Genomic DNA, 15,105 nt, shown 5'->3' on the forward strand with positions numbered 1-15,105 from the left:
GGGGAACAAGCATCTATTTATAACCATTCGTTTTGTTAAAACCAGGGATTGATAGCGCTTCACTTTAAACTTTTAACGAATTAATTCTTTTTTTTGTATTTTTATTGCCAAAAACACGACAATCTATGGTATAGTAATTAGAAAAATTCATAAAAGGAGAATGAGATGTGCGTTACTTGACAGCGGGAGAATCGCATGGAAAGCAATTAACAACCATTATTGAGGGCGTACCAGCTCGTATGCCGCTTTTAAAAGAGGATATCAATAGCTCCCTATTACGTAGGCAAAAAGGACATGGACGTGGGAGAAGAATGCAGATTGAAAAGGATCTAGTTGAGATTGTAGGTGGGGTTAGACATGGTGTTACTTTAGGCTCTCCCATCTCTTTAGTCATACATAACGATGATTTTAAGCATTGGGAAGATATTATGGGAGAAGATCCAATTTCTGAGAATACCAAAATAAGAAGAGTGGTAACGAGACCAAGACCTGGACACGCTGATTTGAACGGTGCTCTAAAATACGGTCATCGCGATATACGAAATATTTTGGAGCGTTCCTCTGCTCGTGAAACAGCAGCACGTGTAGCAGCTGGTGCTGTTGCTAAAACAATGCTTAAGAATTTAGGGATTGAAATATCTGGCTATGTGAAAGAAATAGCAGGTATCGTTGCCAAAGATCAAGTGCATTTAACTATGACGGATCGCCAGCAACTTTCAGAGGTTTCACCGGTTCGTGTGTTGGATAAAGATGTGGAACAAGCAATGATTGATGCGATTGATCAAGCAAAACAAGAAGGCGATTCTATCGGGGGCGTTTGTGAGGTCTACGTAGAAGGAATGCCAGCAGGAATCGGTTCTTATGTTCACTATGACCGCAAGCTTGATAGCAAAATAGCAGGTAGTATTGTTAGTATTAATGCTTTTAAAGGGGTAGAATTTGGTATTGGTTTTGAAGCAGCGAAGCTTAATGGTAGTGAGGTTCATGATGAGATTGCTTGGAGTAAAGAAAGAGGTTATTATCGTACCACTAACCGTCTTGGCGGCTTTGAAGGTGGTATGACAACCGGAATGCCAATTGTTGTAAGAGGGGTTATGAAGCCGATCCCAACATTGATGAAACGCCCGCTAGAAAGTGTTGATATAGAAACAAAACAGCCATTTAAAGCAACAGTAGAACGATCGGATGCTTGTGCAGTTCCTGCTGCTGCTGTAGTGATGGAACATGTAGTAGCTTTTGAATTAGCCAAAGCAATTACGGACCAATTTACGAGTGATCAATTTCCAAAATTGCAAGAAGCGATGGATCAATATCGGGAAGAAATCAGGTGTTTTTAAGGTGAAAACGACAGAACTTATCGTACAAGCAAGTACGCATTCATATACGATTACAATTGGGGAAGGCATTCGCAACCAGATTGCGAATTATCTGCCTAAGGAGTACTCGGCTATTTGGATTGTCACCGATGAACGGGTGAGAGATTTATATTTATCCGATTGTCTATCAAGCCTTTCAGATCATCAAGTTCATCATACAGTCGTTCCAAGGGGAGAACGAACAAAGAGTATCGAATATTTTTACCAGTTGCAAACAGAAGCCATCAAATTTGGTCTGGATCGTGATGCTTTACTTATTGCTTTAGGTGGGGGAGTTATTGGTGATTTGGCTGGTTTTGTAGCTGCAACATACATGCGAGGAATAGATTATATTCAAATACCAACAACGATCTTAGCTCATGACAGCAGCGTAGGCGGGAAAGTAGCCATTAATCATTCGATGGGCAAGAATTTGATCGGCAGCTTTTATCAGCCACAAGCAGTCATTTATGATGTAGAAACATTGCAGTCCCTAAGTGAGCAAGAAGTGCGGTCTGGCTATGCAGAATTAATAAAAGAAGCAATGATCTCGGATGAGTTGACCTTTCATTCCTTTTTAAAAGCTGACTTAGCCGTTTTATCGTTACAAAGCTTACAAACTCATCTCCGTACAGGAATTCAAATTAAGGCTGAAGTTGTGGAAAAAGATGAAAAAGAAGCCGGTATTCGGAAATACTTAAATTTAGGACATACGTTGGGGCATGCACTAGAAGCAGAGTTAGGCTATGGATCTTTAACTCATGGGGAAGCAGTGGCAATTGGTCTATTGTTTGCTGTTCATGTGAGTGAGCAGTTCTTTGATAATGAACTCCCGTTTAGACAACTAAAACAGTGGATGGAGCAAAATCAATATCCTCTCCATATAAAAGCCATCGAGCATCGAGCTCTACTTGCAAAAATGAAAAAAGATAAGAAAAATAAACAAAAGCAGATTCAAATGGTTTTACTTGAGAAGATTGGTAAACCAGTCATAAGAACAATTGGTGATCAAGCAATGTTAGATTACTTACATTCTTTTGAAAGAAAGCTGGTGAAGAAGTGACGAGGGGAATTCGTGGAGCTACAACTGTATCTGAGAATAAAGAAGAAATTATTATTGAGAATACGAGAATTTTGGTTGAGGAAATGGTAGAAAAAAATAATATAGTTCCTGACGATGTATCGCATGTCTTTATCTCTGTAACGAAAGACATTACGGCTGCATTTCCAGCCAAAGCCTTACGACAATTACCAGGAACAGGGTGGAAGTATGTGCCTGTTATGTGTATGACGGAAATAGATGTACCTAACAGTTTAATGGCGTGTATCCGTGTTATGATGGTAGTAAACACAGAGAAAGATCAAGCTAGTATTCAGCACATATTTCAAAATGAAGCGATACATTTACGGCCAGACCTAACAAAAAAGGGGTTTAGACAATGAAGATAAAAGATAGATTAAATCAATTAGCACCATATCAGCAAGGAAAACAGATTCAAGACATAAAAAAACATTATAAATTAGATCGAATTGTTAAATTATCCTCTAATGAGAATCCTTATGGTTTTTCACCAAAAATCAAGGAATTTTTAATAGATTATGTACCTGCTTTTGATATATATCCAGATGGATATACGAGAGAGTTACGAAACGAGCTTGCCAAAAACCTGAATGTACACGAAGCAGAAATTATCTTTGGCAGTGGATCAGAGGAAATCATTCAAATGATTTGTCGCACATTTCTTTTTCCAGATGTAAATACTGTAATGGCAGCTCCTACATTTCCGCAATATAAGCATAATGCCATTATTGAGGGGGCAGAGGTGAGGGAAATAGCTACCATTGACGGCTATCATGATATAGACGGTATGCTGGCAGCGATTGATGAAAATACCAATGTAGTATGGCTTTGCTCACCGAATAACCCGACTGGAAATTCAATATCAAAAGAGAACTTTATTCAATTTATGAATGCATGTCCTGAAGAAGTTCTAGTTGTCTTGGATGAAGCATACTACGAATATGTCGATCCGGAAAAAGATATACAAGCCATTGAACAAGTAAAACAATATAATAATTTAATCGTATTACGAACCTTTTCTAAAGCATATGGGCTTGCAGGTCTCCGTATTGGATATGGAATAGCAAATGCAGCTATTATCACGCAGCTGAATTTAGTTCGTGGCCCATTCAATACAACATCTATTGCCCAGCAAATAGCCCGAATTGCGTTAAATGACAAGGCTTTTATCAAAGACACAAAAGTAAAAAACTTAGAAGTAAAGTTAGCATTTCAACAGTTTTTAGATGATATAGGATGGCATTATTTTCCGTCTGAAACTAATTTTATGCTCATAGCCACACCTGAAAGCGGAACAGATATGTTTGATTATTTAATTCAACATGGCTTTATCGTACGTCCGGGAGAACTATTAGGTATTCCTAATACGATTCGATTAACACTAGGATTAAAAGAAGATATGGAACGACTGCAAGAATTAATTTTAAATTATCATTAGAAAAACTTGGCTTGTCGACAAGTCTTTAGCGAAAGCTGTAGTTTTTCTTATACTATAAACCTAAAATTTTATACTTTCCTATAGTATAAACAAAAGGGCTAAGGGGATGGCAACGTGAAGCGAACCATAACAATTGCTGGCTTAGGACTGATTGGTGCATCTATCGCTAGAGCACTTCAACCGATAGATGCGAATCATATTATTGGCTATGATATTAATAAGGATACGCTTCGATATGCAAAGGAGCATCGGATTATTCAAGAGGCTATTACGGATTATACAACAGCAGCACAACGGGCAGATTACTTAATTATAGCTGCGCCTATTTCTGAATCGATTCGGCTATTAGCAATGTTAGACGAAATACCATTGACGAAGAAACTTATCGTAAGTGATGTTTCATCCGTAAAGCAATCCATAATGGTAGCAGCTAATCAACTAAAAAATAACCAGGTAGCATTTATTGGTGGTCATCCGATGGCAGGTTCACATAAAAAAGGAATAGAAGCAGCGAAAGGCCATTTGTTCGAAAATGCCATTTATGTCCTTACACCAACAGAGAGCAGCTCATCATCCGATGTAGAAGCATTAAAATCACTTTTGCTTCCTACAAAGAGTAAATTTGTTGTTTTAGAAGCAGAAGAGCATGATGAAATGACAGGAGTTATTTCCCATTTCCCACATCTTATTGCTTCATCATTAGTTCATCAAGCAAAGCATTGGCAACAAACACATGCATATCTTCCAAACCTCGCTGCTGGCGGGTTTCGTGATATTACTAGAATAGCTTCAAGTAATCCAACTCTATGGCAAGACATTTTTTATCATAATCGTAAAAAAATGGTTCAATTATTAGGAGAATGGATTAGCGAAATGGAAACATTAAAAACGCTGGTAGAGAAAAATAGGAAGAAAGAAATGATAAACTATTTAGAAGAGGCCAAAGCGTATCGCGACGGTTTAGGTACGTCGGATAAAGGGGTGATTCCTTCCTATTACGATTTGTCTGTAGACATTCGTGACCAAACAGGTGCTTTAGCACATGTAACGCAATTATTAGCACAGCATGAAGTAAGTATTAATAATATTCAAATATTAGAAATTCGTGAAGGTATCATGGGTGCACTGCGCTTAAGCTTTGCTTCGGAAAAATTACAAAAAACGAGTGAATTGGTTTTAAAGCAAGCAGGATACGAAACAATGATTGAAAACTAATCTATGCAAAAGGAGGAGTAATTGTTGAAGGAACGAAAGCTTCAGCCGGCGAAAGGGCCATTACAAGGGAAAATCGAGGTACCCGGAGACAAATCTATTTCGCACCGTTCCGTTATGTTTGGTTCATTAGCTCATGGAACGACGCATGTTCAACATTTTTTAGGTAGTGAAGATTGTCTGCGTACGGTGACTATCTTTCGAGCAATGGGAGTAAACATTGAGCAAAAAGGATCAAGTTTAACCATTTTTGGTAAAGGACCGGGAGCTTTAAAAGAACCATTGGAACCATTGTACTTCGGTAATTCTGGAACAACTGCAAGATTAATGCTTGGCGTCTTAGCAGGATTACCAATGTTTACTACATTACATGGTGATATTTCATTAACGAAACGTCCCATGAATCGAGTAGTCGAGCCACTCCGTTTAATGGGAGCTGAAATAGATGGAAGAGATCACGGTAATTATCTTCCATTAGCCATAAGAGGGCAATCAATGAAGGGAATCCACTACGAGCTGCCTGTTAAAAGTGCACAAGTGAAATCAGCTATTCTTTTAGCAGGTTTATTTGCTGAAGGAGAAACAACCGTGACGGAGAGCACGTCGACGCGAAACCATACGGAAACGATGTTAGAAGCTTTTGGTGCTGAGTTACATATAAACGGAACTGCTGTTTCTCTAAGAGGTAACCAAACACTAACAGCAACGGATATCTATGTCCCTGGTGATATTTCTTCTGCAGCCTTTTTCTTAGTAGCAGCAGCGATTGTACCTGGTAGTAGTTTACAGCTTTTAAATGTAGGATTAAATGAAACAAGAACGGGAATCATTGATGTTTTATTGGAAATGGGAGCAGATCTACAGATAGAAAATGAGCGGATAAAAGGCGGAGAGCGCATCGGTAACATTACCATTACTTATCGGGAATTAAAAGCTGTAACTATTGAGGGTGAGATTATTCCTCGCTTAATCGATGAAATTCCAATAATTGCTCTTTTGGCTACCCAGGCTGAAGGCACAACCGTAATTAAAGATGCACGAGAGCTTCGTGTTAAAGAAACGGATCGAATTCGCGCTGTCACAGAAACCTTAACACGTTTAGGGGCAAATATTGAAGAAACGAAAGATGGATTCATTATTTGTGGAAAAACAAAATTAGTAGGCAACCGAGTTGAATCTTATCATGACCATCGAATGGCGATGCTCGCAGCGGTCGCCTCGCTAATTGCCACAACAGAAGTGACTATTGATGATATAACTCCAATCGCCACATCATATCCAAGTTTTTTTAAGGATTTGGAGCAAATTATTTAAAAACAAGCATCTGGTATCTAGATGCTTGTTTTTCTTCATAAAGGCTAAAGCTTGCTTCTTCGTTTATTATGGAAAATAGTTTGCTATATGCTGCTAAACTTATATTTTGAACATGCATCTGTTTTCCGTTATCATAAAAAGTATGAAGAACGTGTAGAAAGGGAGTTTCGATTTGGAAACAATTATGGAAGCTGTTCGGCTTATGGAGGCCCAACAAACAGAAAAAGCAATCGAGCTATTAGAAAAATATTTGCCAGTTGCGAATGAGGAGGAACGCTATACGATTGCTGAATTATATATACAATGGGGCTTTTTGCAAGAAGCAAAAGTACTACTAGAGGAATTAATTCAACAGTACCCTGATGAAGCGGAACTAAAATTAACACTTGCTGATATTTATATTGAATTGGAAGATGATGAATCTGCCATTGAATTATTAAACGATATTGATGAAAATGATCCTGCTTATATGCAAACGTTAATTCAATTGGCTGATCTTTACCAATCCCAAGGTTTATTTGAGGTTTCAGAACAAAAGTTGTTAGCTGCGAAACGACTCGATCCAAATGAACCAATCATTGATTTTGCGTTAGGAGAATTATATTTTTCTACAGGAAATTATTTAAAAGCAACGACTTATTATGAAAAAGTCTTGCCAAAAACGAACGAAATTGGGCATGTATCGATTCGTGATCGGCTGGCAGAAGCATATGCAGAAGCTGGTGAATTCGAACTTGCTTTAACCTATTACCAAGATGAAGCAAATGAAAATCCGGAGTCCTTGTTTAAATACGGTTTTACTGCCTATCAAGCTGGCAGAAACGATATTGCAAGAAAAGCTTGGGAGCGGGTTATTGAGCTTGATACGTATTATCATACTGTTTACCTTCATCTCGCTAATGTTTATATGGAGGAAGGAGAACTTAAAAAAGCATATGAAATTGCTCAAAAAGGTCTGCAAGTAGATGAGTTTCATAAAGAATTATATTTACTTGCCGGACGGCTCGCACATCAGCTTGAAAAGGATGATGCAAGTGAAGCGTATGTAAGAGAAGCAGTCGCGATTGACCCTGACTTTAAAGAAGCGACTTTATTTTTAATTGAACTCTTAAAAAACAGAGCCGATTATAAAGGAATTATTGACCTCGTTATCGAAATAAAAGATATAGGGGCTCTTGATCCTTTGTATGAATGGGAACTAGCCCGTGCTTATAATGAAATTGAAGAATATAATAATGCATTAAAACATTATACAATAGCATATAATAATCTAAAAGATGATAGTGATTTCTTGAAGGAGTATGGATACTTTTTAACGGAAGAAGGGAGGGTGGAAGAGGCAATACCTGTTTTTACTGCATATTTAGAAGAACAGCCATTTGATGATGAGATCACTGAATTTCTACGTCGATTACAGCAGTCAGATAGAGAGATTTAGAAAGGTTTATAGCAAAGCAAGTAAGCGGTTGTGAGGGAGGTTAGAGGATGGTGCACACTCCGGTATCTGTGGAAGATAAAAAGAACTTCATCCAATGGTTTTTAAACAATTATCAGTTAAAAAAGCGAGAGAGCGTATGGATTTTAAATTATTTAATGAATCATGATGAATTACTTGGACAGCTTCATTTTGTTCGAGAAGCGAAATTCTGTCCGCGTGGCATAATTATGACAAGTCAATGTTCAGAAGAAGTAGCTTTTCGCTTTTATAAAAATCAATTAGTAACAACTGATGCAGAAAAGTCATTTCATGATATTCGTTTGAATAAAAACGAACCGTTGTATCTGCAACTAAATTTTCATAAGTCATATCAAAATGCACTCTATATTTCTGTTCTTGAGGAGAATCCATTTATCCCGGATGAGTATTTTATTACTGAAAAAGATAAAAAAATCGCTAAACAAATTTTAGATCAATCTCTATATAAATTTCAAAAGCAAATCATCCAAAGAAAAATCGATAAGGCACTAGATGATATGGACGAAGCTGCTTTTTTGGTATTGGTAAATGAACTAAAGGCGTTAGAAGCAACCTATTCAATGCAACCAAAATTGCAAAAGCAATAGGTTGATTTTTTTTGTCTGGATAGATAAGATTTAATTAACGTGCACAATCATAAATAAAAGGTTAAGAAGGATTGAGGCAATGTAGTTTCGAGTAGCGGAGTGTGTCAAATAAGTATAAACCGCTACCACAAACCGGCAATGGAAATGTAATCGTATGTTTACCGGACTTTTTGAAAAATACAGAAACAATAAGATGACAAGCGAAAGGTTGGACTTATTATATGAAGTGGGAGAAATCGGATGTTATTCAATACATAGAAGCAAAGGAATATATCGATTCAGTTTTGATTCCTTTGGTACCTTATCAAATGGACAATGATGCAAATATTGAAGTAAATGCTTTTCAAAGTGAATGGACCAATTTGTTAGCAAATGAATTAGAAAAAGAATTAACGGGACGGATTTTGCTAGCACCTATTTATTATTATATAAAGACAGCCGATAGGTCAGAAGAGCTTTCTCGAATAAATGCATGGATAGAAGAAGTCAAACAACAACCGTTTAACCATGTGTTTATCTTAACGTTAGATCCAGCTTGGAAAAAGCATGAACAAGCATTTGCCGGAACATTACTATGGCTCTCTGGAATGAAGTCAGGAGATTTAAAATCAGCTGAAATGCATCGCTTCATTCGTGATCAAGTGGAGCAACTAAGTGAACTGATCCAATCTTATTGGTGAAAAATAATGAAAACTTTTTCTTTTCAAGGGGGAATATGATTGACCAGACAAACAGTTTACGCTATCATGGTTATGTCCTAGTAATCTGATGTAACAATATTGTCCGTGATTATTGTAAGAAGAGGGGGGAAATCATGAGTGAAAAAAAGCAGCAGGTATCCCGCAGGCAGTTTTTAAACTATACGCTAACCGGGGTCGGCGGTTTTATGGCAGCAGGAATGCTGGCACCGATGTTGCGAATGGCAATTGACCCAGTGTTAAAAGAATCAGGGCACGGTGATATGGTGAGTGTCGATTTAGCTGTTGATGATATTACAACAGAGCCTAAAAAAATCGATTGGAAAGTTAAACAAGTTGATGGCTGGTATGAATCTGAGGTAAGTCGATCAGCTTTTGTATTTAAAGACGACAAGGGTGAGATTCAAGCCTTTTCACCGGTATGTAAACACTTGGGTTGTGTCGTTAACTGGGGAGGAAGTGACGAACATCCTGATCAATTTTTCTGTCCATGTCATGATGGACGATACTATAAGGATGGAACAAACGTACCAGGTACACCGCCTTTAAAGCCATTGGATGTTTATGAGCATGAAGTAAAGGATGGCATGTTATATTTAGGTGACCCGGTACCTAGAGAGGGGGCGTAATAACTTATGCTACAAAAAATTTACGATTGGATTGATGAGCGCGCAGATATTACGCCAATCTGGCGGGATATTGCGGATCATGAAGTACCAGAGCATGTTAATCCAGCTCACCATTTTTCTGCATTTGTCTATTGTTTTGGCGGGTTAACATTCTTTGTTGTTGTTATTCAAATCCTATCTGGTATGTTTTTAACCATGTATTATGTACCGGATATAGAAAATGCTTGGAAATCAGTCTATTACTTACAAACCGAGGTTGCACATGGACAAATTGTTCGTGGTATGCACCATTGGGGTGCCAGTGTTGTAATCGTAATGCTATTATTACATACACTGCGTGTGTTTTTCCAAGGAGCATATAAAAAACCACGTGAATTAAATTGGATTGTTGGTGTACTAATCTTCTTTATCATGCTTGGTCTAGGGTTTACAGGCTACCTATTACCGTGGGATAACAAAGCCTATTTTGCAACTCAGGTCGGTCTGGAAATTGCCCAACAAGTTCCATTTATAGGGGAAGAATTGAAAACGCTGTTAGCTGGAGATGCGAACATCGTAGGAGCTCAGACACTTACTCGCTTCTTTGCAATTCATGTGTTTTTCTTACCAGCAGCATTATTTGCTTTATTAGCTGTACATTTTATTTTAATTCGTAGACAAGGTATATCAGGACCATTATAAAAAGGAGGGGAAAGCATGCATAGGGGTAAAGGTATGAAATTTGTCGGCGATTCGCGAATTCCTTTAGAGAAGAAATCGAATCTGCCAAAAGATTATTCAGAATATCCTGGGAGAACAGAAGCTTTCTGGCCCAACTTTTTATTAAAAGAATGGTTGGTAGGTGCAGTTTTTTTAGTCGGCTTTTTATCCTTAACTTTAGCTCATCCTTCTCCTTTAGAAGGAATGGCTGACCCAACTAGTTCAGGATATATACCATTGCCAGACTGGTACTTCTTGTTTTTGTATGAATTGTTGAAATATGAATTTGCAAGTCAAGACTTTATTCTAATGGGTATTCTCGTTTTGCCGGGGATTGCATTTGGTGCATTATTGCTCGCACCATTTTTGGATAACGGACCTGGAAGAAGACCACATCAACGGCCAATAGCTGTTGGCATGATGGTTCTTGCTTTAGCATCGGTTATCTGGCTTACGTATGAGTCTGCTGCCAAAGTTGATTGGGAGGCTCGTGCAGAAGCAAATAAACCGATTCCTCAGGGACAAGAAGTTGATACAGAAGATCCGGGATATGCAATTTATGAAAATAGTTGCTTATCTTGTCATGGGGAAACGCTGCAAGGTGGTGCGGCTGGTCCACCGTTAGTTGGAACGGATAAATCTGCTGAAGAAATTGCGAAAATTGCTGTTGAAGGTATTGGCTCAATGCCACCGGAGCAATTTAAAGGAACAGAAGAAGAGCTTAAGCAATTAGTAGATTTTATCGTATCCGTTAATGAGTCACAGTAATAAGCAATAACAAGCACCTTTATCACATTGCTGGTAAAGGTGCCTTTTTCATCCATTAAAGGAGAATAAAATGGCTGGGATTAGAAATAACAAGTTACTTGTATTTAATCCAGGGCATTTGTCTAACCTTTTCTTTATCTTACCCTAACCTCGACGGTAGAAAAGAGGGATATTTTTTGAATAAATACATATTACTTGATAAACGATTACTAATCATATTATTTTTAATCAATTTAGGGGGAACCATATATGGATATATGTGGTATGAAAACCAACTTTCGAATACCGAACCCTTATTTTTCATATTTGTACCGGACAGTCCGACAGCAAGCTTGTTTTTTACTGTTTTCTTGTTATTTTTTATTTTTGGTAAACATGTACCTTATATTGAAGCATTAGCAATGATCACCTTGTTTAAATACGGGATCTGGGCTGTGATGATGAATCTCCTCACACTATTTTTGGATGGAACTTTAAATTGGCAAGGATATATGTTAATGGTTTCTCATGGAGCAATGGCTATTCAAGGGCTTTTATATGCACCATTCTATCAGTTGAAATTACGTCATATTGTAGTGGCTTCGATTTGGACATTACATAATGATGTGATTGATTATGTGTTTGAGCAAATGCCGGTCTATTCATCACTTACAATTTATATGAATGAGATAGGCTATTTTACGTTTTGGCTAAGTATCATATCCATTGGCCTGACTTATTTCTTAACGGTTAGAAATAAAAAACATCATACCTTACCTAGATAATCGCTGTTATATAATATTCCTCCCATTCATACATTAGTATAAGAAGGTAAAGATGGGGAGGTCTCTATGACAAAACTTATATTACGTATTACCACAACTTGCCTGATAATCATAGGGATTATAATCGGTGATGGTTTTCTTATATCAAACATGCAAGCGAGCACACTTTTTACAACAACTGGTCCAAAGGAGCAAAATGGAGGGATTATTCCTCTTATTTGGATTGTTATTATTGTAGGAGGATGCATTGGAATTACATTAACTTATGTTAGTTGGAGAAAATATAAAGGCGAAGCAGAAAAGAGAAATAAACAAGATAAAACAGTTGACTAACAGCTGATTTTTGACTAAAATTGACCTTAATAAGGAGGGATGCATATGTTTGGTGGCTTAGGAGGTTACCTAATCTACATTGCCTTATTGATGATAATCCCACTTTGGGCACAATCGAAGGTAAAAAGCACGTACAAAAAATATTCGAAACAGCCTACTTCCTCGTATATGACCGGTGCACAAGTTGCACGGAAAATTCTTGATGAAAACGGGTTATATGATGTTACTGTCGAAGAAACGAGAGGAGTGCTTTCGGATCATTATGATCCTAGAAAAAAAGTAGTTCGTCTTTCAACAGATAACTATCATGGACATTCCATGGCTGCTTCTGCTGTTGCGGCACATGAAGTTGGACATGCTATTCAGGATGCAGAGGACTATGCGTTTTTACGATTTAGAAGCGCACTCGTTCCTGTAGCAAACTTTGGTTCGAATATGTCGTTCTTTTTAATTCTAGCTGGACTTTTCCTCGGTATGTCAGGATTATTCTTATTGGGAATAATTTTCTTTTCGCTAGCTGTATTATTCCAGCTAGTAACTTTGCCGGTCGAGTTTGACGCATCAAACCGTGCAATGGCTCAGCTCGTCTCATCTGGAGCTATTCGTAATAACGAAGAACGAGCTACGAGAAAAGTACTGAATGCAGCTGCATTAACCTATGTTGCAGCGGCACTTGTAGCTGTAGCAGAGCTTGTCCGGTTTATCCTGATGTACGTTTCCAGCAATGAATAAAATACGATGAAAAGGGATGGTCAATAGAGCCATCTCTTTTTTAGTATCAAGGAAATTATTTCCGTTTCTAGTTTGTAGGTACTTTTTTGAAAATTAATATCGTCTAGCTTAAGCGCTCAAGCTGTAGTAAACTTCGCTCTTCTTCCTAGGATAAGTCAACATCGGCTCCTGACGTCGCTGTATGGTTCTTTAGTTTGTACGTCGTTAAACTAGACTTCTAGCTTTTGTTCGTAGTAGTATCCTTAAACCTAGCAAATGGCTTATATTGAAATATACTTAAAAATAAAGATACTGCTCTGTGCCGATCATACTGTAAACAAAAGTTTTTTTACCTAAAAATTTCCATCCGACTAGAAAAATGGGAATATTTAATAAAATATTGGTGATCGCTGGATTGAATCCCCACAAGAAGTAAAGTAAAAGTGTTATACCTGTAAATCCGCCTTCACCCAGATTATGCTGCATGTTAAAATGAACGATACCAAAAGAAAAAACAGCTGCACCAAATAAAATAAATATGATATTTTTATTTTCAATCCTAAAAACAAACGATTACCTTCTATCATGCAAATCATGGGTTATCTGTAAGTAAAGCTATATTAGTTGGTTTTATTAGTTCCTAAGATGACTAGTTAAACTACATTCTCCTGAGGGTGTGATATAAATGTTCGGTTAAAACAGAAGCTTCTTTCATTTTTAGTATAGACAAACTAGCGTTAAAGAACAATTTGATTTTTAGTAGAGAAACAGCGGAATAAAAATTTGTTTAAAACCAATAGAAATAATTTGTCAAAACAGTGCGGATTAGCTAACATGATAATAGCAAACGTTGTTGAAAAGGAAGGTTTTTATGACGACACCACAATATACGACGAAAGAGATTCAAGAGCGAGTTGACCGATATATCAGTCAATTTAAAGAAGGTTATTTTTCTCCTTTAAGCCTAATGGCTCGTTTAACGGAAGAAACAGGTGAATTAGCAAGAGAAGTGAATCATTATTATGGAGAAAAGCCAAAAAAGCCGACAGAACAGGAAAAAACGATTGAAGAAGAATTAGGCGATATCATTTTTGTCTTAACTTGTTTTGCTAATTCATTAGACATCGACTTATCCGATGCATTTCATACAGCTATAAGGAAAATAGAAACACGTGATAAAGATCGCTGGACGAAAAAAGATTGAACCACATAAGAAGAGGAGAAGAAGCATATGACCATTAATATTGTAATTGCTGGACCAAGAGGAAATATGGGATCGGAAGCAGTGAAAATGGTAATGAGTGAAGCTGAGTTCAGATTAGTTGCCTGTATTGATCGGAAAAATAATGGCAAAACGTTAAATGAAGTGCTTCCGGGAACAGAAGCAGCAGTTCCGATTTATAATGATGCACGAGAATGTTTTAAACAGCATGAAGAAGCAGATGTGCTTATTGAGTTATCTGTTCCTTCAGCGGGATATAACCATACGAAAATAGCTTTAGAACATTATATTCGTCCTGTCGTAGGGACTACAGGATTTACTGAATCTCAATTACAGGAATTAGATACGCTTGCCCAACAACAAAATATGGGGTGCATGATCGTACCAAATTTTGCTGTTGGTGCTGTACTTATGATGAAGTTTGCTAAGATGGCAGCAAAATACTTTGCAGATGTTGATATTATTGAAAAACACCATGATGGTAAATTAGATGCACCATCCGGTACAGCTATAAAAACTGCAGAACTAATTAGGGAAAATCGTATCCCTAAAAAGCAAGGACATCCAGATGAAAAAGAAACACTACCAGGTGCAAGAGGGGCTGATCTAGATGGAATTAGATTACATAGTGTTCGTCTACCTGGATTAGTTGCACATCAGGAGGTCATTTTTGGCAGTCCGGGACAAACGTTGACGATCAAGCATGACTCTATCAATCGTACTTCATTTATGGATGGCGTAAAGCTAAGTATTAAAAAAGTAATGGAAACAAAAGGATTAATATACGGTTTAGAAAACATTTTATAATCTTGGGGGT

Annotated in this window: 16 protein-coding genes and 2 pseudogenes; 17 read left to right on the plus strand and 1 reads right to left on the minus strand. The window is 37.4% G+C overall.

The window, feature by feature from the left end; genetic code table 11:
- Nucleotides 1-167: 167 nt before the first annotated feature.
- The 15 genes and pseudogenes from aroC (at nt 168) to KQI21_RS00830 (ending at nt 13,087) form a co-directional block, all read left to right on the plus strand.
- Nucleotides 168-1,337 carry a chorismate synthase gene (gene aroC, locus KQI21_RS00760; RefSeq protein WP_216482105.1) on the plus strand — a complete coding sequence of 390 codons (1,170 nt, stop codon included), beginning with the start codon at nt 168-170 and terminating at the stop codon, nt 1,335-1,337.
- Nucleotide 1,338: 1 nt separating this feature from the next.
- On the plus strand, nt 1,339-2,418 hold the full coding sequence (gene aroB / locus KQI21_RS00765; protein ID WP_216482106.1) for a 3-dehydroquinate synthase: 1,080 nt from the start codon (nt 1,339-1,341) through the stop codon (nt 2,416-2,418).
- On the plus strand, nt 2,415-2,798 hold the full coding sequence (gene aroH / locus KQI21_RS00770) for a chorismate mutase (RefSeq protein WP_216482107.1): 384 nt from the start codon (nt 2,415-2,417) through the stop codon (nt 2,796-2,798). Before aroB ends, aroH begins: the two co-directional genes overlap by 4 nt.
- Nucleotides 2,795-3,874, plus strand: coding sequence for a histidinol-phosphate transaminase (hisC, locus tag KQI21_RS00775; RefSeq protein ID WP_216482108.1), 1,080 nt, complete (start codon nt 2,795-2,797; stop codon nt 3,872-3,874). The genes aroH and hisC overlap by 4 nt, the downstream gene beginning before the upstream one ends.
- Nucleotides 3,875-3,988: 114 nt before the next feature.
- Nucleotides 3,989-5,089, plus strand: a complete 1,101-nt coding sequence (locus tag KQI21_RS00780; protein ID WP_216482109.1) for a prephenate dehydrogenase — start codon at nt 3,989-3,991, stop codon at nt 5,087-5,089.
- Between the two features lie 24 nt (nt 5,090-5,113).
- Entirely contained in the window at nt 5,114-6,400 is a 1,287-nt protein-coding gene (gene aroA / locus KQI21_RS00785; RefSeq protein ID WP_216482110.1) for a 3-phosphoshikimate 1-carboxyvinyltransferase, read from the plus strand.
- 172 nt (nt 6,401-6,572) lie between these two features.
- Nucleotides 6,573-7,838, plus strand: coding sequence for a tetratricopeptide repeat protein (locus KQI21_RS00790; RefSeq protein WP_216482111.1), 1,266 nt, complete (start codon nt 6,573-6,575; stop codon nt 7,836-7,838).
- A 50-nt stretch (nt 7,839-7,888) separates the two neighbouring features.
- The gene (locus tag KQI21_RS00795) at nt 7,889-8,464 is read left to right on the plus strand and encodes a ReoY family proteolytic degradation factor (RefSeq protein ID WP_216482147.1); all 576 of its coding nucleotides are present in this window, start codon (nt 7,889-7,891) and stop codon (nt 8,462-8,464) included.
- Between the two features lie 221 nt (nt 8,465-8,685).
- Nucleotides 8,686-9,144 (plus strand): DUF2487 family protein, encoded by a 459-nt coding sequence (locus KQI21_RS00800; RefSeq protein ID WP_216482112.1) that lies wholly within the window; start codon nt 8,686-8,688, stop codon nt 9,142-9,144.
- Between the two features lie 134 nt (nt 9,145-9,278).
- Nucleotides 9,279-9,791 (plus strand): QcrA and Rieske domain-containing protein, encoded by a 513-nt coding sequence (locus KQI21_RS00805; protein ID WP_216482113.1) that lies wholly within the window; start codon nt 9,279-9,281, stop codon nt 9,789-9,791.
- A gap of 6 nt (nt 9,792-9,797) precedes the next feature.
- Entirely contained in the window at nt 9,798-10,472 is a 675-nt protein-coding gene (gene qcrB / locus KQI21_RS00810) for a menaquinol-cytochrome c reductase cytochrome b subunit (RefSeq protein WP_077320609.1), read from the plus strand.
- Between the two features lie 15 nt (nt 10,473-10,487).
- The gene (locus KQI21_RS00815) at nt 10,488-11,258 is read left to right on the plus strand and encodes a menaquinol-cytochrome c reductase cytochrome b/c subunit (protein ID WP_216482114.1); all 771 of its coding nucleotides are present in this window, start codon (nt 10,488-10,490) and stop codon (nt 11,256-11,258) included.
- 176 nt (nt 11,259-11,434) lie between these two features.
- Entirely contained in the window at nt 11,435-12,022 is a 588-nt protein-coding gene (gene lhaT, locus KQI21_RS00820; protein ID WP_216482115.1) for a lipoprotein heptaprenylglyceryl N-acetyltransferase LhaT, read from the plus strand.
- Between the two features lie 213 nt (nt 12,023-12,235).
- Nucleotides 12,236-12,355: pseudogene (locus KQI21_RS15910) on the plus strand (sporulation protein YpjB); the annotation flags it as partial.
- A 45-nt stretch (nt 12,356-12,400) separates the two neighbouring features.
- Nucleotides 12,401-13,087 (plus strand): zinc metallopeptidase, encoded by a 687-nt coding sequence (locus KQI21_RS00830; RefSeq protein ID WP_216482117.1) that lies wholly within the window; start codon nt 12,401-12,403, stop codon nt 13,085-13,087.
- 265 nt (nt 13,088-13,352) lie between these two features.
- Here the strand turns inward: KQI21_RS00830 and KQI21_RS00835 are convergent.
- Nucleotides 13,353-13,624: pseudogene (locus KQI21_RS00835) on the minus strand (YitT family protein); the annotation flags it as partial.
- Nucleotides 13,625-13,937: 313 nt separating this feature from the next.
- On the opposite strand from KQI21_RS00835, the gene KQI21_RS00840 reads away from it, so the two are divergent.
- Both KQI21_RS00840 and dapB read left to right on the plus strand, forming a co-directional pair.
- The gene (locus KQI21_RS00840; protein ID WP_216482118.1) at nt 13,938-14,270 is read left to right on the plus strand and encodes a nucleotide pyrophosphohydrolase; all 333 of its coding nucleotides are present in this window, start codon (nt 13,938-13,940) and stop codon (nt 14,268-14,270) included.
- A 27-nt stretch (nt 14,271-14,297) separates the two neighbouring features.
- A complete protein-coding gene (dapB, locus tag KQI21_RS00845; RefSeq protein WP_216482119.1) occupies nt 14,298-15,095 on the plus strand; it encodes a 4-hydroxy-tetrahydrodipicolinate reductase in 798 nt (265 codons plus the stop codon).
- Nucleotides 15,096-15,105 lie beyond the last annotated feature (10 nt).

It is taken from the genome of Virgibacillus proomii (assembly GCF_018916875.1).
GTDB lineage: Bacteria > Bacillota > Bacilli > Bacillales > Amphibacillaceae > Virgibacillus > Virgibacillus proomii_B.

Excerpts from the sequence above, each read along its gene's own strand:
- KQI21_RS00800 (WP_216482112.1), top strand. The coding sequence starts at position 8,686 with ATGAAGTGGGAGAAATCGGATGTTATTCAATACATAGAAGCAAAGGAA.
- qcrB (WP_077320609.1), top strand. The coding sequence starts at position 9,798 with ATGCTACAAAAAATTTACGATTGGATTGATGAGCGCGCAGATATTACG.
- hisC (WP_216482108.1), top strand. The coding sequence starts at position 2,795 with ATGAAGATAAAAGATAGATTAAATCAATTAGCACCATATCAGCAAGGA.
- KQI21_RS00830 (WP_216482117.1), top strand. The coding sequence starts at position 12,401 with ATGTTTGGTGGCTTAGGAGGTTACCTAATCTACATTGCCTTATTGATG.
- KQI21_RS00840 (WP_216482118.1), top strand. The coding sequence starts at position 13,938 with ATGACGACACCACAATATACGACGAAAGAGATTCAAGAGCGAGTTGAC.
- dapB (WP_216482119.1), top strand. The coding sequence starts at position 14,298 with ATGACCATTAATATTGTAATTGCTGGACCAAGAGGAAATATGGGATCG.
- KQI21_RS00805 (WP_216482113.1), top strand. The coding sequence starts at position 9,279 with ATGAGTGAAAAAAAGCAGCAGGTATCCCGCAGGCAGTTTTTAAACTAT.
- KQI21_RS00815 (WP_216482114.1), top strand. The coding sequence starts at position 10,488 with ATGCATAGGGGTAAAGGTATGAAATTTGTCGGCGATTCGCGAATTCCT.